17 protein-coding genes are annotated in these 20,844 nt (G+C 72.5%); 7 read left to right on the plus strand and 10 right to left on the minus strand.

From position 1 onward, the window contains the following. Window positions 1-7 precede the first annotated feature (7 nt). The gene (locus tag ABWO84_RS12580) at window positions 8-676 is read right to left on the minus strand and encodes a DNA alkylation repair protein (protein WP_353115035.1); all 669 of its coding nucleotides are present in this window, start codon (window positions 674-676) and stop codon (window positions 8-10) included. A 122-nt stretch (window positions 677-798) separates the two neighbouring features. Between ABWO84_RS12580 and ABWO84_RS12585 the strand changes: the two genes are divergently transcribed. Both ABWO84_RS12585 and ABWO84_RS12590 read left to right on the plus strand, forming a co-directional pair. Continuing rightward, window positions 799-999 carry a hypothetical protein gene (locus ABWO84_RS12585; protein WP_353115037.1) on the plus strand — a complete coding sequence of 67 codons (201 nt, stop codon included), beginning with the start codon at window positions 799-801 and terminating at the stop codon, window positions 997-999. Window positions 1,000-1,037: 38 nt separating this feature from the next. Next, complete coding sequence (locus tag ABWO84_RS12590; RefSeq protein ID WP_353115038.1) at window positions 1,038-3,860, plus strand: helix-turn-helix transcriptional regulator; 2,823 nt, start codon at window positions 1,038-1,040, stop codon at window positions 3,858-3,860. A 9-nt stretch (window positions 3,861-3,869) separates the two neighbouring features. Here the strand turns inward: ABWO84_RS12590 and ABWO84_RS12595 are convergent, their stop codons facing one another. Then, on the minus strand, window positions 3,870-4,958 hold the full coding sequence (locus ABWO84_RS12595) for a sensor histidine kinase (RefSeq protein ID WP_353115040.1): 1,089 nt from the start codon (window positions 4,956-4,958) through the stop codon (window positions 3,870-3,872). Continuing rightward, window positions 4,948-5,619, minus strand: a complete 672-nt coding sequence (locus ABWO84_RS12600; RefSeq protein WP_353115042.1) for a response regulator transcription factor — start codon at window positions 5,617-5,619, stop codon at window positions 4,948-4,950. The genes ABWO84_RS12595 and ABWO84_RS12600 overlap by 11 nt, the downstream gene beginning before the upstream one ends. 87 nt (window positions 5,620-5,706) lie before the next feature. Between ABWO84_RS12600 and ABWO84_RS12605 the strand changes: the two genes are divergently transcribed. The 5 genes from ABWO84_RS12605 (at window position 5,707) to ABWO84_RS12625 (ending at window position 12,039) form a co-directional block, all read left to right on the plus strand. Next, complete coding sequence (locus tag ABWO84_RS12605) at window positions 5,707-6,333, plus strand: M15 family metallopeptidase (RefSeq protein ID WP_353115044.1); 627 nt, start codon at window positions 5,707-5,709, stop codon at window positions 6,331-6,333. Between the two features lie 117 nt (window positions 6,334-6,450). After that, window positions 6,451-6,660 carry a heavy-metal-associated domain-containing protein gene (locus tag ABWO84_RS12610; RefSeq protein ID WP_353115046.1) on the plus strand — a complete coding sequence of 70 codons (210 nt, stop codon included), beginning with the start codon at window positions 6,451-6,453 and terminating at the stop codon, window positions 6,658-6,660. Between the two features lie 75 nt (window positions 6,661-6,735). Then, window positions 6,736-8,994 (plus strand): heavy metal translocating P-type ATPase, encoded by a 2,259-nt coding sequence (locus ABWO84_RS12615; RefSeq protein ID WP_353115048.1) that lies wholly within the window; start codon window positions 6,736-6,738, stop codon window positions 8,992-8,994. Next, complete coding sequence (locus ABWO84_RS12620) at window positions 8,991-11,102, plus strand: copper-translocating P-type ATPase (RefSeq protein ID WP_502915416.1); 2,112 nt, start codon at window positions 8,991-8,993, stop codon at window positions 11,100-11,102. The genes ABWO84_RS12615 and ABWO84_RS12620 overlap by 4 nt, the downstream gene beginning before the upstream one ends. A gap of 145 nt (window positions 11,103-11,247) precedes the next feature. Then, entirely contained in the window at window positions 11,248-12,039 is a 792-nt protein-coding gene (locus ABWO84_RS12625) for a MerR family transcriptional regulator (RefSeq protein WP_353115050.1), read from the plus strand. 12 nt (window positions 12,040-12,051) lie between these two features. Here the strand turns inward: ABWO84_RS12625 and ABWO84_RS12630 are convergent, their stop codons facing one another. From ABWO84_RS12630 to ABWO84_RS12660, 7 genes are read right to left on the minus strand one after another with little or no spacing between them, the layout of a single operon-like run. After that, window positions 12,052-12,933: a DUF2268 domain-containing putative Zn-dependent protease gene (locus ABWO84_RS12630; RefSeq protein WP_353115052.1), complete on the minus strand. Its 882-nt coding sequence runs from the start codon at window positions 12,931-12,933 to the stop codon at window positions 12,052-12,054. Between the two features lie 47 nt (window positions 12,934-12,980). Next, on the minus strand, window positions 12,981-13,655 hold the full coding sequence (locus tag ABWO84_RS12635; protein WP_353115054.1) for a response regulator: 675 nt from the start codon (window positions 13,653-13,655) through the stop codon (window positions 12,981-12,983). Continuing rightward, the gene (locus tag ABWO84_RS12640) at window positions 13,652-16,162 is read right to left on the minus strand and encodes a DUF4118 domain-containing protein (protein ID WP_353115056.1); all 2,511 of its coding nucleotides are present in this window, start codon (window positions 16,160-16,162) and stop codon (window positions 13,652-13,654) included. Before ABWO84_RS12640 ends, ABWO84_RS12635 begins: the two co-directional genes overlap by 4 nt. After that, the gene (kdpC, locus tag ABWO84_RS12645; RefSeq protein WP_353115058.1) at window positions 16,159-16,779 is read right to left on the minus strand and encodes a potassium-transporting ATPase subunit KdpC; all 621 of its coding nucleotides are present in this window, start codon (window positions 16,777-16,779) and stop codon (window positions 16,159-16,161) included. The genes ABWO84_RS12640 and kdpC overlap by 4 nt, the downstream gene beginning before the upstream one ends. Before the next feature lie 22 nt (window positions 16,780-16,801). Then, window positions 16,802-18,952 (minus strand): potassium-transporting ATPase subunit KdpB, encoded by a 2,151-nt coding sequence (gene kdpB, locus ABWO84_RS12650; RefSeq protein ID WP_353115060.1) that lies wholly within the window; start codon window positions 18,950-18,952, stop codon window positions 16,802-16,804. A 1-nt stretch (window position 18,953) separates the two neighbouring features. Further along, window positions 18,954-20,636: a potassium-transporting ATPase subunit KdpA gene (gene kdpA / locus ABWO84_RS12655; protein WP_353115062.1), complete on the minus strand. Its 1,683-nt coding sequence runs from the start codon at window positions 20,634-20,636 to the stop codon at window positions 18,954-18,956. Next, window positions 20,636-20,725 carry a potassium-transporting ATPase subunit F gene (locus ABWO84_RS12660; protein WP_353115064.1) on the minus strand — a complete coding sequence of 30 codons (90 nt, stop codon included), beginning with the start codon at window positions 20,723-20,725 and terminating at the stop codon, window positions 20,636-20,638. Before ABWO84_RS12660 ends, kdpA begins: the two co-directional genes overlap by 1 nt. Window positions 20,726-20,844: the final 119 nt, after the last annotated feature.

The following is a 20,844-nucleotide window of genomic DNA, read 5'->3' on the forward strand; positions in this document are numbered from 1 at the left end:
CCGGCGGTCAGCCCTCGGTACGGCGGACGATCTCCGCGATCCAGATCGGTGCGAACGGCGACGTGCAGTTCGGCGGGGTCGGATAGTCGGCGAGCACCTGCAGCCGCTCGCCGATCGCGATCGCACGGTCCCGCAGCGGCGGGTGATGGATGCCGAGGTACGCGAGCGTCTCGTTCATGGACCACTGCAGCCGGCCAGGGGCGTCCTTCAGATCGCGTTCGATCCGGTCGAGGAGGCCGTCGAGATCGAGGCCCTCGGGCTTCTTCGCGACGCGGACCGAGGTCAGGGCCCAGGCCGCGGCGGCGACGTCCGGGTCGGCGTCGTCGAACCAGCGCAGGCGCAGCTCCTCGGCGAGCGGCGACTTCTTCACCACGTAGTTGATCAGCCAGTCGGAGACCTTCGGCCCGTCGGCCTCGCGCAGCATCGCGTCGAGCTCGTCGGCGCCGAAGTCGCGCGGGCGGCACACCAGCAGGGCCACCAGCCGGGCGGCCGTGTCGCCGGTCGCCCAGAGGCCGCGCGCGAGCCCGTCGTCCGTTCCCGCCGACTTCGCGACGGCCCGGAGCTTCGTGAGGTTCACGCCGTGGGCGTCGCCGTGGCGCTCGTTCACCGCACGCATCTTCGGGTCTTCGAGTGTGGCCAGGGCGGCGAGGACGCCGTCGACCGTTGCATCCGTCATCCCGTCAGTCTACGAAGCGGGCGGGGCGACTAGGGATGACCCGGTGCCGAAGATAGGGAGATCGCCGGATGCCGGGGTGCCGCCTCAGAGCGGAGTGTAGGGATGCACACGAAGGAGATCCCATGTTCGAGCACCCCTACTTCACGTATCAGGTCACCGTCGCCGAGACCGAGCGGGCGGCGGAGCAGGCGGAGCGTGTCCGGGCGATCCGGGAGCGCCTCGCCGAGGAGCGGGCGACCCCTCGCAGGAGGAGGTTCCGCGGGCTCTTCGCGCACCGTCCGGCCGCGCCCGTGCGGTGCGCCGACTGCCCCGCGCACGCGTGACCCCGCCCGGTGTCCCCGGTGGGTGGGACGATGGGGGCATGTCCCTCACCGTCCCGACCGCCGGCATGGTCGGCCGCGACACCGAGCTCGCTGAGCTGCACGATGCGCTGCGTCGCGCGGTCGCGGGCGAGTCGGCGTCCGTGGTCGTGGGCGGCGAGGCCGGGATCGGCAAGTCCCGCCTGCTCCGCGAGTTCCGCGACCGGCTGGGCGACGACGCGGCGGTGCTGGCGGGCTGGTGCCTCGACTACGGCTCGACGCCCGCGCCGTACGGGCCGCTTCCCGCGATCCTGCGCGGCGCGCTCGCCGAGCTGGGCGACGACGGGCTCGACGCCGCCGGGCCCGGGCGTGCGGCGCTCGGGCTGCTGCTCCCCGAGCTGGGCGACGTCGATCGCCCGGCTGTCGGGCCCGACGGGCTGCGCGAGGCGGTCGCGACGCTGCTCGAGTCGGCCGCCGCCCGGCGTCCGCTCGTGATCGTCGTCGAGGACCTGCACTGGGCGGACGCCGCCACGCTCGCGCTCCTCCCCTTCCTGCTGCGCGCCCTCGCCGGATCGCCGGTGCTGTTCGTGCTGACCTGTCGCCTCGACGAGGTGCGCCGCGGCGGCCCGGTGCGCACGTTCCTGGTCGAAGCGGAGCGCGCTCGGCTCCTCGATCGCGTGGTGCTCGACCGCCTCGACGCCGCGGCGGTGCGCGAGCTCGTGACCGCGATCACCAGCCGCGTCGACGACGCCGCCTTCGCCCGGCTGCTGGAGCGCTCGGAGGGCGTGCCCTTCTTCATCGAGGAGCTCGCGTGCAACGCGCAGGGCCCCATCCCCGATTCGCTGCGGGACGTGCTGCTCGCGCGGTTCGACGTGCTCGGCGACGAGGCGAAGCGGGTCATCCGCACGGTCTCGGGCGCCGACGGCGCCGTGCCGCACACGCTCCTCGCCGCCCTCGCGGAGCTCCCGGACGATCGACTCGACCAGGCCGTGCGCGAGGCGACGGCTGCGGGCGTCCTCGCCGTGCACCGAGGCGAGGCCTATGCGTTCCGGCACGCGCTGCTGCGTGAGGCCGTGCACGACGATCTGCTCCCGGGTGAGCGGGCCCGCCTGCACCGCGCCTACGCCGAGGCGCTGGAGGCCAGTGCCCCGGCTTCGGAACTGGCCTTCCACTGGCACCGCGCCCACGACACGCGGCGGGCGCTCGCGGCGGCGGTCGAGGCGATGTCGCAGGCGAAGACGAGCTTCGCGTTCTCCTCGGCGGCGCGCTTCGGAGAGCTCGCCCTGGAGCTCTGGGACCAGGTGCCCGACGCCGAGGAGGCCGCGGGGCAGAGCCGGGTGGTCGTGCTCACGCGGCTGGGGTCCATCCTGCGCAACGCCGGGGAGGGGGAGCGGGCCCTCGCCGTGGTGAACCTCGCCCTGCAGGAGGTCGACCGCGACGACGTCGTCTCCTACGCGCGCCTGCTGCGCGACAAGGCGCTGTTCCTGCAGAACGTCGGCAAACCAGGAGCCGTCGAGCTCCTCGAGCAGGCTCTCGCGCTGATGGACGGCCGGGTCGACGACGACCATCTGCGCGCATCGCTGCTGAACTACCTGGCGGGGAGGCAGATGGTCGCCGCCCGCCTCGGCACCGCGATGCGGATCGCGGAGGAGGCCTTCGCCCTCGGCGAGCGGATCGGGGAGGACTCCGTCGTCTCCGTCGCGGCCAACATGATCGGGAGCTGCCTCGTGCAGCACGGTCGCGTGACGGAGGGGATGGAGTACTACCGGATCGCGGGGGAGCGCGCGGAGAACGCCGACTCCCGGATGCGGTTCCGGGTGAACTTCTCCGATGCGCTGAACTCGATCGGCCGCTACCAGGAGGCCGTGCGCGTCGCGGAGGAGGGATTGGCGAACGCGCGGGCGCTGGGCATCGAGCGCACGACCGGCTCGATCCTCACTCAGAACATGGCCGAGCCGCTCCTGCAGCTCGGCGACATCTCCCGGGTCGAGGAGCTGCTGGCGGGAGACCTGGCCGTGCGCACGCACCGCATCTTCCGGGTCTACACCACGTCCTCCCGGGTGCGCGCGCTCGCCTGGCGGGGCCGCATCGCCGAGGCGAGGGCACTGCTCGAGGAGTGGCGTCCGACCATGGCGGCGGCCGCCGAGGTCGAGAGCCAGGTCTGGTACTCCCGCCTGGGCACGGAGGTCGCGATCGCGCTGAACGACGGGCGTCCGGAGGAGGCGGCCGCCGTGGTGGAGGGCCTTCTCGACGATCCCGGGCCGCTGCCCGGGCACACCGCGCGGCTGCTGCTCGACGGCGCGTGGACGGTCGCCGCGCTGCGGGCGGCCGGGGCGGAGGTGCGCGCGGGGGCACTGGCGCTGCGCGTGCAGGACGCCTGGGCGTCGCTCTCGGAGGAGCTGCGCCACCCCGTCTGGGATCCGATGCTGAAGGCTCTGCTCTCCGCCGACGTCGGGTTGCTGCGCGAAGCGGTGGAGGCCTCCGGACTTCCCGATGCGCCGGCCGCGCTGCGCGTGGTGATCCGCCTGGAACTGGCCAGAGCGCTCGTCGCCACCCGGGGTGACCGCGGAGAGGCGGCCGATGCGCTCGCCGCCGCGGCGGAGATCGCCGGCCGGATCGGCGCGGCACCGCTCGCCGGCGAGGTCTCCGCGATGCGCGAGGCATCCGGGCTGGCATCCGCCCCGTCCCGGGGCGACGGGGGAGAGCTCACCGGCCGGGAGGAGCAGGTGCTCGAGCTGGTCGCCGAGGGGCTGAGCAACCGCCAGATCGGCGACCGCCTGTTCATCAGCGTGAAGACGGTGAGCGTCCATGTGTCGTCGGTGCTGCGCAAGCTCGGCGTCGCGACGCGGACCGAGGCCGCGGCACGGCATCGCGAGCGCGTCTGACCGGGGTGGTCAGCGGGGCAGCCGCACGATCACGGCCAGCCCGCCTCCGGAGAGCGGCTGCAGAACGAGTGTGCCGTCGTGCGCGCGCACGATCGACGCGACGATCGCCAGTCCCAGCCCGACGCCCTCGCCGTGCTCCGTGGTGCGCTGGCCGCGCTGGAAGGGCTCGGTGAGCGTCGCGATGGTCGTCTCGTCGATCACGGCGCCCGTGTTCCCGACCGTGAGCTCGGCGGCCTGCGCATCCTGCCGGGTGCGCACGGCGATGCCGCCGCCCGTCGGCAGGTTGTGCACGATCGCGTTGTGCACGAGGTTGGTGGCCAGCTGTTGCAGGAGCGCCGGGGAGCCGGTGGCTCCGGCCGGGGCGAGGTCGGTGTCGAAGACGATGCCCCGGCGCGAGGCGAACGGCTCCAGCGTCTCGATCGCGTCCTCGGCGAGCAGAGACAGGTCGACCGACGCATGCTCCTGCGTGCCGCCCTCGGTCTTCGCGAGCAGCAGCAGCGACTCGGTGAGATCGATCGCCCGGGTGTTCACGGTGCGCAGGCGCTCGATGAGCTGGTCCGCGTCCCTCTGCGGATCCGATGCGGCGACGTCGAGCATCGCCGCGGCGGTCGCCAGCGGCGTGCGCAGCTCGTGGGAGGCGTTCGCGGCGAATCGCTGCTGTTCTCCGACGTGCCGTTCCAGCTGTGCCAGCATCCGGTCGAAGACGTCCGCGAGGTCGTGGAACTCATCGCGCGGACCCTTCAGGCGGATGCGGTGCGAGAGCGATCCGTCCGCGGCGAGCTGTGCGGCCTCGTGGAGGCGGTCGAGGGGTCGCAGCATCCGCCCGGCGAGGAACCAGCCGCCGATGAGGCCGATCAGCACGAGAACGATGAGCATCGCGGCCGTCGGCGGGATGAACGCGCGCACCAGGTCGCTCTGGTTCGGTGCGTAGGTGCGACCGTTCATGCCGTCGCCGTCGAGCCAGATGTTGCCGTTGGGCACGTAGCGCAGCAGGAACAGCCACACCACGGTCAGCAGCATCGCGCCGGTGAGGATCACGACGCCGGCATAGGTGAGGGTGAGCTTGAGCCGGACCGACATCCCCGGTCTACGGGGCATCGTCGACGCCGATCCGGTAGCCGACGCCGGGGACCGTGAGGATGACCCAGGGCTCGCCGAGCCGCTTGCGCAGCGCCGACACGGTGATCCGGACGGCGTTCGTGAAGGGGTCGGCGTTCTCGTCCCAGGCGCGCTGCAGCAGCTCCTCGGCGCTGACGACGCCGCCGTCGGCCGCCACGAGCACCTCGAGCACGGCGAACTGCTTGCGAGTGAGGGGCACGTATCTGCCCTCGCGGAAGACCTCGCGGCGGAAGGGGTCGACCTTCACCCCGGCGAGTTCCCGCACCGGCGGTGCCGCATGCGCCGTGCGGCGGGCGAGGGCGCGGAGCCGCAGCACGAGCTCGCGCATCGCGAAGGGCTTGGTGAGGTAGTCGTCGGCGCCGAGCTCGAACCCGGACTGCTTGTCATCGAGCCGGTCGGCCGCGGTGAGCATGAGGATCGGCGTCCCGGCGCCGGAGGCCACGATCGAGCGCGCGACCTCGTCGCCGTTCGGCCCGGGCACGTCACGATCGAGCACGGCGACGTCGTAGTCGTTGTAGGAGAGCAGCTCGAGGGCGGTGTCGCCGTCGGGCGCGATGTCCGACGCGATGGCCTCCAGGCGCAGGCCGTCGCGAACAGCCTCGGCCAGCAACGGCTCGTCCTCAAGGATCAGCACCCGCACGTTCGCAGTCTACAAACCGCGGGATATCGCGGGTGTATCGGAAATCCCATACGGGGTGACAACGCGCGCGCCGCGAGTGTGGAGGGCATGTCCAGTCGAACCGCTCGCCCCCGTCCCATCCGTCTCATCGTCGCTGCCGCGCTGCTCGTCCTCCTCGGCGCCGGCGTGGTGACCGTCGGGCTGGTCCTGCAGACGCTGGCCGCCGCGGCATCGGGCGGCGCGGCGCATCCTTCGCACGGATCCCGGCCGCAGGCGGTCGCGGTGTCGGAGGGCGGGGCGACGCCGGAGAACCCGGTGTCCCCGTTCGACGACGGCGACCCCAGCGTCGTGAACCTCGATCCCACGCTCCGGCAGGCGCTGCAGGATGCGGCGAGGAAGGCCGAAGGAGAAGGGGTGACCCTCGTCGTCAACAGCGGGTGGCGCACCGAGGCGCAGCAGCAGAAGCTGCTCGACGAGGCTGTCGTCACCTACGGCTCGCTCGACGAGGCGTCCCGCTGGGTCGCGCCGCCGAAGAAGTCCACACACGTGCACGGCGAGGCGGTCGACGTCGGCGACCTCCAGGGCGCGATCTGGCTCGGCGACAACGGGCGCCGGTTCGGGCTCTGCCAGACCTACTCCAACGAGCGCTGGCACTTCGAGTACCGGGCCGAGGCGATCACGGGCGGATGCCCGCGCGCCTACCGCGACGCGACGGAGGATCCGCGGCTGAGATAGCGGTCTTCAACGAGATACCCCCGGGCGGGAATACCCCCTGGGGGTATTTTGTCGTATGCTGGTGACGAGGGTACCCCTGGGGGGTACTCCGAAGACTCCGAGAGAAGGGTGCGACACATGACCACGACCGAGTTCCAGGTGACCGGGATGACCTGCGGGCACTGCGAGATGTCGGTGCGCAAGGAGGTCGAGAAGATCGACGGCGTCTCCGACATCGCCGTCAGCGCGCAGGACGGTCGGCTCGTCGTGACCTCCGACGCGGCGGTCGACGCCGACGCCGTCATCGCCGCGGTCGACGAGGCCGGATACCGCGCCGTCGCCGCCTGACATCCATCCGAAGGGCCGGAGCGCGGCGTCGCGGCTCCGGCCCGCCAGAAGACACCGAGAAAGCAGGAGCAGAGCATGAGCATCGCCCAGGAGAACCGCATCGAACTCGCCATCGGCGGGATGACGTGCGCGTCGTGTGCGATGCGCATCGAGAAGAAGCTCAACCGGATCGACGGCGTGACCGCGACGGTCAACTACGCGACCGAGAGGGCGCAGGTCACGGCCGAGGGGCCGATCGATCCCGCCGTGCTCATCGCCGAGGTCGAGAGCGCCGGCTATTCGGCCGAGCTGCCGGCTCCGCCGACCGACCGCGCCGCCGCGAGCGGGGACGCCCCTGCCGAAGACCCCGAGCTGCGCAGCCTGCGTCAGAGGCTCGTCGGGTCGGCGGCGCTCTCCGTGCCCGTCATCCTGATGGCCATGATTCCCGCCCTCCAGTTCCCGAACTGGCAGTGGCTCTCACTGGCGCTCGCCGCGCCGGTGATCGTCTGGGCGGCCTGGCCGTTCCACCGGGCCGCCGGGGTGAACCTGCGACACGGCGCGGCGACGATGGACACCCTCATCAGCCTGGGCACGTCGGCCGCGTTCCTGTGGTCGCTCTACGCCCTGTTCTTCGGCACCGCCGGGCATCCGGGCATGACCCACGGGTTCTCCTGGACCGTGACGCCCACCGACGGCGCCGGCAACATATACCTCGAGGTGGCCGCGGGCGTGACCACCTTCGTGCTCGCCGGACGGTACTTCGAGAAGCGCGCGAAGCGGCAGGCCGGCGCGGCACTGCGCGCGCTGCTCGAGCTCGGCGCGAAAGACGTCGCCGTGCTGCGCGGGGATGCGGAGGTCCGCATCCCCGTCGAGCAGCTGCGGGCCGGGGACGAGTTCGTCGTGCGCCCCGGCGAGAAGATCGCCGCCGACGGCATGGTCGTCTCGGGCACCTCGGCGGTGGACGCCTCGATGATCACCGGCGAGTCGGTGCCCGTCGAGGTCGGCGAGGGCGACGCCGTGACCGGCGCGACCGTGAACGCCGGCGGGCGCCTCGTCGTGCGCGCCACCCGCGTGGGAGCCGACTCCCAGCTCGCCCAGATGGCGCGTCTGGTGGAGGAGGCGCAGTCGGGCAAGGCCGAGGTGCAGCGCCTCGCCGACCGGATCTCCGGCGTGTTCGTCCCGATCGTGATCGGCGTCGCCCTCGTGACGCTCGTCGTCTGGGCGATCGTCACCGGAGACGTGAGCATGGCGTTCACCGCCGGCGTCGCGGTGCTCATCATCGCCTGCCCGTGCGCGCTGGGGCTCGCGACGCCGACCGCGCTGCTCGTCGGCACCGGCCGCGGTGCGCAGCTCGGCATCCTCATCAAGGGACCGGAGGTGCTCGAGTCCACGCGCCGGGTCGACACGATCGTGCTCGACAAGACCGGCACGGTGACCGAAGGACGGATGTCGGTCGGGCAGGCCGTGCCCGCCGAGGGCGTGGACGCCGACGACCTCCTCCGCCTGGCCGGCGCGGTCGAGCACGCGAGCGAGCACCCCATCGCCCAGGCGATCGCCCGTGCGGCGGAGGCCGCCGGTCCGCTGAGCCCGGTCGAGTCGTTCCAGAACGTGGAGGGCCGCGGGGTCACCGGCGTCGTCGACGGGCGGGCGGTGCTCGTGGGCAGGCTGTCCTTGCTGGAGGACTGGGCCGTGCACCCCGCACGGGATCTCCTCGACGCGAAGGCCGCCGCCGAGGCCGCCGGGCAGACGGCCGTGCTCGTCGCCTGGGACGGTGCGGCGCGCGGAGTGATCGTGGTGTCGGATCAGGTGAAAGCGACCAGCGCCGAGGCCGTGGCCTCGTTCCGCGCGCTCGGGCTCACCCCGATCCTGCTCACCGGCGACAACGAGCAGGCGGCACGGCACATCGCGGCCCGGGTCGGGATCGACGAGGTGATCGCCGAGGTGCTGCCCGCCGACAAGGTGTCGGTCGTGAAACGCCTGCAGGGCGAGGGCCGGGTCGTCGCGATGGCGGGGGACGGCGTGAACGACGCCCCCGCGCTCGCGCAGGCCGACCTCGGGATGGCGATGGGCACGGGCACCGACGTCGCGATCGAGGCCTCCGACATCACCCTCGTGCGTGGGGACCTCCGGGCCGCATCCGATGCGATCCGGCTGTCGCGGAAGACCCTCGGCACGATCAGGGGCAACCTCTTCTGGGCGTTCGCCTACAACACGGCGGCGATCCCCCTCGCCGCCCTGGGACTGCTCAACCCGATGATCGCGGGGGCGGCGATGGCGTTCTCGAGCGTCTTCGTCGTGGGCAACAGCCTGCGGCTGCGTCGCTTCCGCTCGCAGATCTCCGGAGGGATCCGATGAACGACCACGAACACCACGAACACCACGAACACCGCGCGGGGCACCGCGGGATGTCGTCCGTGACCGCCGAGCACGGCGACCGCACGGATCATTCCGACCACACGGATAACTCCGGCCACGGCGGACACGGCGACCATTCCGGCCACGGCGACCACGTCGGCCAGTTCCGGCGGCTGTTCTGGATCAACCTGATCATCGCGGTGCCGGTGGTCGCCTTCTCCGGCATGTTCGCGATGCTGATCGGATACCCCGTGCCGGACTTCCCCGGGGCGAAGTGGATCGCGCCGGTGCTCGGCACGGTGATGTACGTGTGGGGCGGGCGTCCCTTCCTCACCGGTGCCGTCTCGGAGCTGCGGGCGCGGAAGCCGGGGATGATGCTGCTCATCGCCCTCGCGATCACCGTCGCGTTCCTTGCATCCTGGGGCGCGAGCCTCGGCTGGCTCCACCACGAGCTCGAGTTCTGGTGGGAGCTCGCGCTGCTGATCGTGATCATGCTGCTCGGGCACTGGATCGAGATGCGGTCGCTGGCGCAGACCACCTCGGCGCTCGACTCCCTCGCCGCGCTCCTCCCCGACGAGGCGGAGCGGGTCGACGGCGAGGAGGTCGTGAAGGTGCACCCCGCAGATCTGCGCATCGGCGATGTCGTCGTGGTGCGTCCCGGCGGCGCCGTCCCCGCCGACGGGCGGATCGTCGGCGGCCGCGCCGACATGGACGAGTCGATGCTCACCGGTGAGTCGCGCACCGTCTCGCGCACGGTCGGCGATCCGGTCACCGCCGGCACCGTCGCGACCGACTCCGGCCTGCGGGTCGAGGTCACGGCGACGGGCGACGACACGGCGCTGGCCGGCATCCGCAAGCTCGTGGCCGACGCACAGGCGTCGAGCTCCCACGCGCAGCGGCTCGCCGATCGGGCGGCGGCGTGGCTGTTCTGGTTCGCGCTGGGGGCCGCCGTGCTCACCGCTCTGGTCTGGACCGCCGCCGGCGACCCGGACGAGGCCGTGATCCGCACGATCACCGTCCTCGTGATCGCCTGCCCGCACGCACTGGGCCTGGCGATCCCCCTGGTCGTCTCGATCGCCACCGAGCGCGCCGCCCGCGCCGGCGTGCTCGTGAAGGACCGACTCGCCCTGGAGAGCATGCGCGACATCGACGCGGTGCTGTTCGACAAGACCGGCACGCTCACCAAGGGTGAGCCCACGGTCACGGGTGTGTCGCCGGTCGGCAGATGGAGCGCCGACGACGTGCTCGCGCTCGCCGCGGCGGCCGAGTCGGACAGCGAGCATCCGCTGGCGCGGGCGATCGTGCGGGCCGCCGGCGGTCTCGCGGTGGCGAAGGCGACCGGATTCGCCTCCTCGCCCGCGGTCGGCGTGACCGCGCAGGTCGAGGGGCACGAGGTACGTGTCGGCGGCCCCCGGCTGCTCGAGGAGGTCGGCGCCGACGAGGTCGCGGATGCCGCGGCCTGGCGCGCCGACGGTGCGATCATCCTGCACGTGGTGCGCGACGGCGCCGTGGTCGGTGGCCTGAGGCTCGCCGACGAGGTGCGGGCGGAGTCGCGCGAAGCCGTCGCTGCGTTGCGCAGGCAGGGCGTCGAGGTGGTCATGATCACCGGAGACGCCGAGGCGGTCGCGCATGCGGTGGCCGCCGAGCTGGGTATCGAGCGCGTGTTCGCCGGCGTCCGCCCGGAGGACAAGTCCGCGAAGGTCGCGGAGCTGCAGCGCGAGTGCAAGAAGGTCGCGATGGTGGGCGACGGGGTCAACGACGCACCGGCGTTGGCGCAGGCCGACGTCGGCATCGCGATCGGTGCCGGCACCGATGTGGCGATCGCCTCGGCGGGCGTCATCCTCGCCTCGGACGATCCGCGCTCGGTGCTGTCGGTGATCGAGCTGTCGCGGGCGAGCTATCGCAAGATGAAGCAGAACCTGTGGTGGGCCGCCGGGTACAACCTCATCTCGGTGCCCCTCGCCGCCGGCGTGCTCGCGCCGATCGGGTTCGTGCTCCCGATGTCGGTGGGGGCGATCCTCATGTCCCTGTCGACGGTGGTCGTCGCCCTCAACGCCCAGGCGCTGCGGAGGCTCGACCTCCGTCCGGAGGAGGTCGTCCGCGGATAGGCCGCGCCGACGTCTTGCATCCAGGCGGACGTCCCGCATCCGCGGCCACGTCACCACGGATGCAGAACGTCGCACCGGATGCAGAACGTGCGCCGTGGGCCCCGGTGCGTGCCGGGCTCGGTGCGGGATGTGCCAGGCTCGGACCATGGCGGAACGGGGTGAGACGGTCGGGGTGGTGGCCGCACGGCTCGGTCTGACGGTCCGCACCCTGCACCACTGGGATGCCCTCGGCCTGGCCTCCCCCTCCGCCCGCACCCCGGGCGGCTACCGCTCCTACGACGACGCCGACATCGCACGGCTCCGGCGCGTGGCGCTGCTGCGCGACCTCGGAGTGCCCCTCGATCGCATCCGCACCCTGCTCGACGGCGATGCCGCCGCCCGGCGCGAGGAGCTCACCGCCCGGCGGCGCGACCTCGATGAGCGCATCCGGCATCTGCGGGAGGTCGCGTCGGCGGTGGACCGGCTGCTCGAGGCGGACGCCTCCGGCCCGCTGCTCACCGCGGACCAGGTCGTCGAGGTCTTCGGGGTGGAGTGGGATCCGGGATGGAGTGCCGAGGCGCGCGAGCGGTGGGGCGACTCCGCACAGTGGGCCGAGTACGCCGAGCACGCCGCGCAGCGCACCCCCGACGACTGGCGGATGCTGGTGGGCGAGATGGACGGGGTCTTCGCGGCGTTCGCGCAGGCGCAGCATGACGGGATCGATCCGGAGAGCGAGCAAGGGATCGCGCTCGCGGAGCGGCACCGTGCGGCGATGGGCGCGTTCTTCCACTGCACGGTCCCGATGCAGGTCGTGCTCAGCCGGGCCTTCACCGACGACCCGGAGTACGCCGCGTTCTTCGACCGGCGGTCCGCCGGTCTCGGGGGATGGATCCGCCGGGCGGTCGAGGCGTCGGCGCGGTCGCAGGGCGTCGACCCCGCGACCGCGGTGTGGGAGTGAGCCGGCGCGGGGTCAGCGCCCCAGGGCGACGTCGATGATCTCCGCGCTGGGGGCGTGCAGCGCCGCGGCGGCGGTCATCCCGGTGGCGGCGAGGTAGCGGTCGACGAGCTCGTTGCCGACCGCGTAGCCGGCGCCCGCGGGGATGCCGACCGGCTCGGCGCCGAACAGCCGGGCCGCCTCGTCGCCGTGCACCCAGGCGGTGAAGTTCTGCATGCCGGTCACCGCGAGGCCGCCGACCATCCGGTCGAACACCTCCCGGTCTCCGCGGAGCCCGCGTCCCATCGGCGTGCGCCCCTTCTCCTCCCCGTGGAGCTGGCGGGCGAAGGCGTCGGCGAGGCCCTCCGACACGACGTGCTCGCCGACGGTCACGCTCGCGGGGTCCCAGACCACGCCGCCCGGCGCGTACCGGAGGTTGTGGTTCAGCTCGTGCACGGCCGACGCCTCGAGCCGGTCGAGGTTCTCCTCGGTGGGCCAGAGCGTGAGCGTGAGGTAGCCCGTCATGCCGCCGTTGCCGCTGAGACCCCGGGCCGCGCCCATGAAGTAGCCGTTGCCGGGATCGCCGAGCACGAGCAGCATCCGGATGTCGGGCACGACCAGTCCCTCGACCGCCTCCGACTGCACGGCGACGCCCCGCGCCAGCGCACCCTCGATGCGGTTCCAGGCGTCCGCGTCCTGCAGCCAGAGCAGGGCGGCGCGCACTTCCTCCTCGTCGCGGTCGAGGGGGAAGCCGAAGCCCATCGCGTGCATCTGCACGAGATCGACCTCGCCGGGGAAGTAGCGGTACATGCCCTCCATCGGCAGGAGCATGCGACGCAGTTCCCCGTCGCGTCGGGCGGGGGCGGCGTCGAGCACCGCGGTCATGCCCGCGGAGGTGTCGAGAACGGTGATCGTCATGCCGGCCACGCTAAAGCCTCACGTTGCGTGAGGGTCAAGCCCGCGGCTCACACCACCAGCCGGTAGCCCATCCCCTGCTCGGTGAGCAGATGCGCGGGCGCGGCGGGATCGGCCTCGAGCTTCTTCCGCAGCTGCGACATGTACAGCCGCAGGTAGCCGGTGTCGGACACCTGATCCGTCCCCCACAGCTCGCGTAGCAGCTCTTGTCGGGTGACGAGGGCTCCGGGATGCCGGGCGAGGTGCTCCAGCATCCGCCACTCGGTCGGGGTGAGGTGCACGTGCGCGCCCGCGCGCGACACCGCCTTCGCGACGAGGTCCACCGTGACGTCGCCGAACGCGATGCTCGCCTCACCGGACTCGGCCGGGGCGCTCCGGCGGGACAGCGCGCGCAACCGGGCGAGCAGCTCGTCCATCTGGAAGGGTTTGGTGACGTAGTCGTCGGCACCGGCGTCGAGCGCCTCGACCTTGTCGGCGGAGCCGGTGCGGCCGGAGACGACGATGATGGGCGCGGTCATCCAGCCGCGCAGGGCGTGGATGACCTGCACGCCGTCGAGATGCGGCATCCCGAGGTCGAGCAGCACGATGTCGGGGTGGGCCTGCGCCGCAAGGGCGATCGCCGCCGCGCCGTCGGGGGCGGCGACCACCTCGTAGCCGTGCGCCGCGAGGGTGATGCGCAGCGCGCGCACGAGCTGCGGGTCGTCGTCGGCGATCAGCAGCTTCATGCGTCCGTCTCCCCGGCGGATGCCACGGGCAGTGCGATCACCATCGTCAGCCCTCCTCCCGGGGTGTCCTCGGGGGTCAGGCTACCTCCCATGCCCTCCGCGAATCCGCGGGACAGAGCGAGCCCGAGTCCCAGGCCGACGGTGTTGTCGCTGTCCCCCTGCCGCTGGAAGGGCGCGAACATGGTCTGCTGTCGTTCGGGCGGGACACCGGCCCCGCGGTCGATCACGCGGATCTCGGCCATCGTGCCCAGGCGGCTCGTCGTCACGAGCACGCGCTCGTCGTCCGGAGCGTGCCGGTGCGCATTGGCGACGACGTTCACGAGCACGCGCTGCAGCAGCACGGCATCGGCCTGCACCGGCGGCAGGTCCGCGTCGAGGGAGAGCTCCACCTCGGCGGGGCCGAGCCCGAGCTCGTCGAGGGCCGAGAGCACGGCGCCCGCGGCGTCGACCGGCGCGAGGGACACGGCGAGCACGCCCGCCTCCACCCTGCTGACGTCGAGCAGATCGCCGACCAGGCGGGAGAGGGTGGCGAGGCTCTCATCCGCCGTCTCCAGCAGCTCGGACCGGTCGGAGTCGGACAGCGCTCCCGCCGGCGAGGGCGCGGAGGCCTGGCGCAGGCCCCCCACCGCGGCCATCGCGGCTGCGAGCGGACGGCGCAGGTCATGACTCAGAGCAGAGAGCAGCGCACTGCGCACCCGATCGGTCTCGGCGAGGACGTCGGCGTGCCGGGCGGCGGCGGCCAGTTCGGCGTGCTCGATCGCCGCGGCGAGCTGGGCGACGATCGCGTCGAGCAGGCGCCGTGCCGGGCCGTCCAGGGACCCGCCGTGCAGTTCGAGCGTCGCGGTGGTGCCGACCGGCACGATCTCCGGGTCGTCGGGCAGGGGTTCGCCGTCGGTCGCGATGACGGAACCGTCGCGAGCGACCAGCCGGACCCCGCTCAGTCCGAACGCCTCACGGGTGCGGGTGACCAGGGCGAGCGGGGCGCTGTCTCCGCGCAGCACGTTGCCGGCCACCGTCGCGAGCAGCTCCGCCTCGGCGGAGGCCCGCTGCGCGGCGCGGGCGCGGCGGGCGGCCTGGTCGACCACGATGCTCACCAGCACCGCGATCACCACGTAGAGCACGAGCGCGAGCGCGTGCAGGGGATCCGCGATCGTCACCGTGTACAACGGCTCCACGAACAGATAGTCCAGCGTCACCCCCGACAGCACCGCGGCGAAGAGGGCGGGCCGGATGCCGCCGACCAGCGCCACCACCACGACGAGCAGCTGATAGGCGAGCACCTCCGAGGTGATGGCTGCCGGGCTGTGGAAGGTGTACAGCATCCACGACAGCAGCGGGCCGCCGATGAGCGCGATCACGAGGCCGAGCACCTGGCGGCGCCATCCCAGCGCGCCGCCGGTCATCCGGGGCAGCCGCAACCGGCCCCCCGCCGCGGCATGGCTCACGATGTGCACGTCGATGTCCCCCGAACGCCGGATCACCTCGGCGCCGATGCCGGGTCCGGTCAGGGCGGCGGCGATGCGCCCGCGACGGCTCACGCCGATCACGAGCTGGGTGGCGTCCGCGCCCTGCGCGAACTCGACGAGCGCCTGCGGGATGTCGTCGGCCACCAGCTGGTGGTAGCTGCCCCCGAGCGATGCGACCAGACGCTGCTGCGCCGCCAGGGCTCCGGGCGTCTCGCTGCGCAGCCCGTCCTGCGTGGAGACGTGCACGGCGAGCAGCTCCCCGCCGGCCGAGCGCGCGGCGATCCGAGCGCCGCGCCGCAGCAGGGTCTCGCCCTCCGGACCGCCGGTGAGCGCGACCACCACCCGCTCCCGGGTCTGCCAGGGGGTCTCGATCCCGTGCTCGGTGCGGTAGCTGCGCAGGGCGCTGTCGACCTCGTCGGCGAGCCAGAGCAGGGCGAGCTCGCGCAGCGCGGTGAGGTTGCCGAGGCGGAAGTAGTTCGAGAGGGCGGCGTCCACGCGTTCGGCGGGGTAGACCACGCCCGCGGACAGCCGGTCGCGCAGGGACTGCGGGGCGAGATCGACGACCTCGACGTCGTCGGCGGCGCGCACGACGGCATCCGGCACGGTCTCCTGCTGCACGATGCCGGTGATCTTCTCGACCACGCCGCCCAGCGACTCGATGTGCTGCACGTTGACGGTGGTGATCACGTCGATGCCGGCGTCCCGCAGCTGCTCGACGTCCTGCCAGCGCTTGGCGTGCGCGGAGCCCGGGGCGTTCGTGTGGGCGAGCTCGTCGACCAGCGCCACGCGGGGAGCGCGGGCGAGGACCGCCTCCACGTCCAGCTCGGAGAGGGGCACGCCGCGATGCTCCACGGTGCGCAGCGGCACCCGTTCGAGGCCGGCCGCCTGCGCGGCGGTGGCGGTCCGGCCGTGCGTCTCCACGACCGCGATCACCACGTCGTCGCCCTGGGCGGCCAGGCGGTGACCCTCGGCGAGCATCTCGTAGGTCTTGCCGACCCCGGGTGCGGCGCCGAGCAGCACCCGCAGGCGCCCTCGCGTCATCGGCTCTCCCCGACCCGGGCGGACGCGGCGTCGAGGGCCAGGTTCAGCTGCAGCACGTTCACCCGCTCCTCACCCAGGAATCCGAGGTCCCGTCCTTGGATCATAGACTCCACGATGCGGCGCACCTCGTCGGCGGACATCCCCCGTGCCTCGGCGACGCGGGGCACCTGGAGCAGCGCGTAGGCGGCGCTGATGTGCGGGTCGAGTCCCGAGGCCGACGCGGTCACGGCGTCGGCGGGCACCTCCGACGGGGCGACGCGCTCCCGGGCGGCGATCTCCGCGCGGCGCTTCTCGGTCGTCGACACCAGGTCGGGGTTCGACGGGCCGAGGTTGCTCCCGCCCGAGGCTGTGGCGTCGTAGTCGGAGGCCGAGGGCCGCGGCTGGAAGTACTGCGGCAGCGCCGTGCCGTCGGCGTCGGCGAACGACTGGCCGAGCAGGCTGCTGCCCACCGCCTTCCCCCCGGAGGTGACGATCGAGCCGTTCGCCTGCGCGGGCAGGGCGATCTGCGAGACCGCGGTGACGGCGAGCGGGTAGGCGAGGCCGAGCAGCACGGTGAGCACGAGCACGGCCCGCAGAGCCACGCCCGTCGTGCGGGCGGTCGTGCGGATGGTGGACATGGTTCTTCCTTCCGGTCCGGCGTCAGAAGCCGGGGATGAGGCTGACGACGAGGTCGATGAGCTTGATGCCGACGAACGGGGCGATCACGCCGCCGACGCCGTAGACGAGCAGGTTGCGCTGGAGCATCCGCGCCGCGCCCGCGGGCCGGTAGCGGACGCCGCGCAGCGCGAGCGGGATGAGGAAGACGATCACGATCGCGTTGAAGATGATCGCGCTCATCACGGCGGACGCCGGTGAGTGCAGCTGCATGAGGTTGAGCGCCGCGAGTCCGGGGAACGCGCCCATGAACATCGCCGGGACGATCGCGAAGTACTTCGCGATGTCGTTCGCGAGCGAGAAGGTGGTCAGCGCGCCGCGGGTGATGAGCAGCTGCTTGCCGATCCGCACGATGTCGATGAGCTTCGTCGGATCGGAGTCGAGGTCGACCATGTTGCCGGCCTCCTTCGCCGCCGAGGTGCCGGTGTTCATGGCCACGCCGACATCCGCCTGGGCGAGGGCGGGTGCGTCGTTCGTGCCGTCGCCGGTCATCGCGACCAGCCGGCCGCCCTCCTGCTCCTTGCGGATCAGGGCCAGCTTGTCCTCGGGGGTCGCCTCGGCGAGGAAGTCGTCGATGCCCGCCTCCTCGGCGATCGCCGCCGCGGTGAGGGGGTTGTCGCCCGTGATCATCACGGTGCGGATGCCCATGCTGCGCAGCTCGTCGAAGCGCTCCCGCAGGCCGTCCTTGACGACGTCCTTGAGGTGCACGACGCCGAGCACGCGGGCGCCGGAGGCCCCGGCCGGGTCCCCCGCCACGGCGACGACGAGCGGCGTTCCGCCGGAGGCGGCGATCTCGTCGGCGTGCCGTACGGCCTCTGCGGCCGCGTCTCCGGCATCCGCGCCCAGCGCGTCCATCCAGGCACGGATCGCGGAGCCGGCGCCCTTGCGGATCACCGTGCCGTCGGCGAGGTCGATGCCGCTCATCCTCGTCTGGGCGGTGAAAGGGACCGCCGTCGCATCCGCGGGCTGTGCGACGCGGATGCCGCGGGCCGCCGCGAGCTCGACGATCGAGGCGCCCTCGGGGGTGGGGTCGGCGAGCGACGAGAGCGCGGCCGCGCGGAGCAGCTCCTCGGGGTCGACGCCCGCGACCGGGCGCACGTCGCTCGCCCGGCGGTTGCCGTAGGTGATCGTCCCCGTCTTGTCGAGCAGCAGCGTGCTCACGTCGCCGGCGGCCTCGACCGCCCGACCGGACATCGCCAGCACGTTGCGCTGCACGAGCCGGTCCATCCCCGCGATGCCGATCGCCGAGAGCAGCGCGCCGATCGTGGTCGGGATCAGACACACCAGCAGGGCGATGAGCACCGGGATGCCCACGGGCGACGCGACGTAGCCTGCGAGGGGGTTCAGGGCGAGCACGACCACGAGGAACACGATCGAGAGACTTGCGAGCAGGATGTTCAGCGCGATCTCGTTGGGGGTGCGCTGCCGGTCGGCTCCCTCCACGAGGGCGATCATCCGGTCGACGAAGGTCTCGCCCGGCTTCGAGGTGATCCGCACCACGATGCGGTCGGAGAGCACGCGCGTGCCTCCCGTGACCGCGCTGCGGTCGCCCCCGGACTCGCGGATGACCGGCGCGCTCTCCCCGGTGATCGCCGATTCGTCGACGGTCGCGATGCCGGCCACGATGTCGCCGTCGCCGGGGATGAGGTCGCCCGCGGCGACGATCACGACGTCGTCGCGCTGCAGCTCCGACGAGGCGACCTCCTCGACCGGCGTCCGCTCTGCGGCCGCGTCGCCCACCGGATCGTAGCCGCGCACCCGGCCGGCCATCGTCGAGGTGCGGGTGCGCCGCAGACTGGCCGCCTGCGCCTTGCCGCGCCCCTCCGCCACCGACTCGGCGAGGTTCGCGAACAGTACCGTGAGCCACAGCCAGCCCGCGATCGCGGCGGTGAAGCCGGACGGCACGTCCTGCGCCGGCCCGCTGAGGAGCGGTTCGGCGATCGCGAGCACCGTGGTGAACGCGGCGCCGACCCACACCAGCAGGATCACGGGATTGCGCAGCAGCGTCGCGGGGTTGAGACGGCGCAGGGCGCCGGGGAGCGCGGCGAGCAGCTGTCGGCCGCCGAATGCGCGGCTCGGGGTCGCGGAGCGCTCCGGGGCGTCGGACGCGGGGACGGGGGTCTCGGTGAGGGTCATGTCAGACCAGTCCTTCGGCGAGGGGCCCGAGCGTGAGCACGGGGAAGTAGGTGAGTGCGGTGATGATGATCGTGACCGTCAGCAGCAGGCCGACGAACAGCGGTCGATGCGTCGGCAGCGTGCCGGCCGTCTCGGGCAGGCGCTGCTGGGCGGCCAGCGATCCGGCGAGCGCCAGCACGAGCACGATCGGCAGGAAGCGGCCGAGCAGCATCGCGACGCCGAGGGCGGTGTTCAGCCACGGCGTGTTCGCCGTGAGGCCCGCGAAAGCGGAGCCGTTGTTGTTCGCCGCCGAGGTGAAGGCGTAGAGCACCTCGCTGAGGCCGTGCGTGCCGGGGTTGAGGATGCTCGTGCCGGTCACGTCGTCGCGGATGTCGGGGAGCGCGAAGCTCAGGGCCGTGCCGCCCAGCACGAGGGCGGGGACGACCAGGATGTAGAGGCTCGCGAGGGTCATCTCGCGCGGGCCGATCCGCTTGCCGAGGTACTCCGGGGTGCGGCCGACGAGCAGACCGCCGACGAACACCGCGATCACGGCGAGGATGAGCATGCCGTAGAGTCCCGATCCGACGCCGCCCGGGGCGACCTCGCCGAGCATCATGTTCAGCATCGGCATCATCCCGCCGAGAGGCGTGTACGAGTCGTGCATCGAGTTGACCGCACCGGTGGAGGTCAGCGTCGACGCGCTGCCGAACAGCGTCGAGCCGAGGACGCCGAAGCGCTGCTCCTTGCCCTCCATGGCCGCGCCGGCGAGCTGGGGCGCCGCACCGCGGGCGGACAGCTCGATCGCCGAGAGGATGGTCGTCGACGCGAGGAAGATCACGCCCATGACGGCGACGATCGCGTAGCCCTGGCGGTGGTCGCCGATCATGCGACCGAAGGCGCGCGGCAGGGAGAACGGGATGGCGAGGATCAGGAGGATCTCGAACAGGTTGGTCCACGCCGTCGGGTTCTCGAAGGGATGCGCCGAGTTCGCGTTGTAGAAGCCGCCGCCGTTGGTGCCGAGCAGCTTGATCGCCTCCTGCGACGCGACGGGCCCGCCGGGGATCCGCTGCACGCCGCCGGCGATCATGTGGACCTCGGTGAACCCGGAGAGGTTCTGCACCACTCCGCCCGCGACGAGCACGATCGCGCTGACGAAGGCGATCGGCAGGAGGAGCCGGACGACGCCGCGCGTCATGTCCACCCAGAAGTTGCCGATCGTGCGGGAGCCGCGACGTGCGAAGCCCCGCACGAGGGCGATGGCCACGGCGATGCCGACGGCGGCGGAGAGGAAGTTCTGCACCGCGAGGCCGCCTGCCTGCACGAGGTGCCCCATCGTCTGCTCGGGGGAGTAGGACTGCCAGTTCGTGTTGGCGACGAACGACGCCGCGGTGTTGAACGCGAGGCCCTCGGGCACCGCGGGGAGACCGAGCGACAGGGGGAGCAGCGCCTGGGCGCGCTGCAGCAGGTAGACGAGCAGCATCCCGGCGGCGGAGAAGAGCAGCAGACTGCGCGCATACGAGCGCCACGTCTGCTCGGAGGAGGGGTCGACCCCGATGAGTCGGTACAGGCCCCGTTCGACGGCGAGGTTCTTGGCCCCGGTGTAGACGTGCGCGATCGCGTCCCCCAGAGGGCGGTAGAGCAGCACGAGGGCGAGGATGAGAGTGGCGGCCTGCAGCACGCCGAACCAGACGACGGCGGCGTCCATCAGAACCGCTCCGGAGCGATGAGGGCGACGAGAAGGTAGCCGATGGCGGCGATGGCGAGCACCGCGGCGGCGATGTCGAAGACGATCACAGTCGTTCCACCCCCTTCGCGATGAGCGAGACGAGGGCGAACAGCGCGATGGTCAGCGCGACGTAGATGAGATCGAGCACGTGTTCGATCTCACTCCTCGCGGAGCGCCGGCGGCGGCA

It is taken from the genome of Microbacterium sp. (assembly GCF_040394595.1).
Taxonomy (GTDB): Bacteria; Actinomycetota; Actinomycetes; order Actinomycetales; family Microbacteriaceae; genus Microbacterium.

Bases quoted from the DNA above. Each gene is read 5' to 3' on its own strand.
- ABWO84_RS12580 (WP_353115035.1), bottom strand. From the start codon at position 676: ATGACGGATGCAACGGTCGACGGCGTCCTCGCCGCCCTGGCCACACTC.
- ABWO84_RS12585 (WP_353115037.1), top strand. From the start codon at position 799: ATGTTCGAGCACCCCTACTTCACGTATCAGGTCACCGTCGCCGAGACC.
- ABWO84_RS12590 (WP_353115038.1), top strand. From the start codon at position 1,038: ATGTCCCTCACCGTCCCGACCGCCGGCATGGTCGGCCGCGACACCGAG.
- ABWO84_RS12595 (WP_353115040.1), bottom strand. From the start codon at position 4,958: ATGCCCCGTAGACCGGGGATGTCGGTCCGGCTCAAGCTCACCCTCACC.
- ABWO84_RS12605 (WP_353115044.1), top strand. From the start codon at position 5,707: ATGTCCAGTCGAACCGCTCGCCCCCGTCCCATCCGTCTCATCGTCGCT.
- ABWO84_RS12610 (WP_353115046.1), top strand. From the start codon at position 6,451: ATGACCACGACCGAGTTCCAGGTGACCGGGATGACCTGCGGGCACTGC.
- ABWO84_RS12615 (WP_353115048.1), top strand. From the start codon at position 6,736: ATGAGCATCGCCCAGGAGAACCGCATCGAACTCGCCATCGGCGGGATG.
- ABWO84_RS12620 (WP_502915416.1), top strand. From the start codon at position 8,991: ATGAACGACCACGAACACCACGAACACCACGAACACCGCGCGGGGCAC.
- ABWO84_RS12625 (WP_353115050.1), top strand. From the start codon at position 11,248: ATGGCGGAACGGGGTGAGACGGTCGGGGTGGTGGCCGCACGGCTCGGT.
- ABWO84_RS12630 (WP_353115052.1), bottom strand. From the start codon at position 12,933: ATGACGATCACCGTTCTCGACACCTCCGCGGGCATGACCGCGGTGCTC.
- ABWO84_RS12635 (WP_353115054.1), bottom strand. From the start codon at position 13,655: ATGAAGCTGCTGATCGCCGACGACGACCCGCAGCTCGTGCGCGCGCTG.
- ABWO84_RS12640 (WP_353115056.1), bottom strand. From the start codon at position 16,162: ATGACGCGAGGGCGCCTGCGGGTGCTGCTCGGCGCCGCACCCGGGGTC.
- kdpC (WP_353115058.1), bottom strand. From the start codon at position 16,779: ATGTCCACCATCCGCACGACCGCCCGCACGACGGGCGTGGCTCTGCGG.
- kdpB (WP_353115060.1), bottom strand. From the start codon at position 18,952: ATGACCCTCACCGAGACCCCCGTCCCCGCGTCCGACGCCCCGGAGCGC.
- kdpA (WP_353115062.1), bottom strand. From the start codon at position 20,636: ATGGACGCCGCCGTCGTCTGGTTCGGCGTGCTGCAGGCCGCCACTCTC.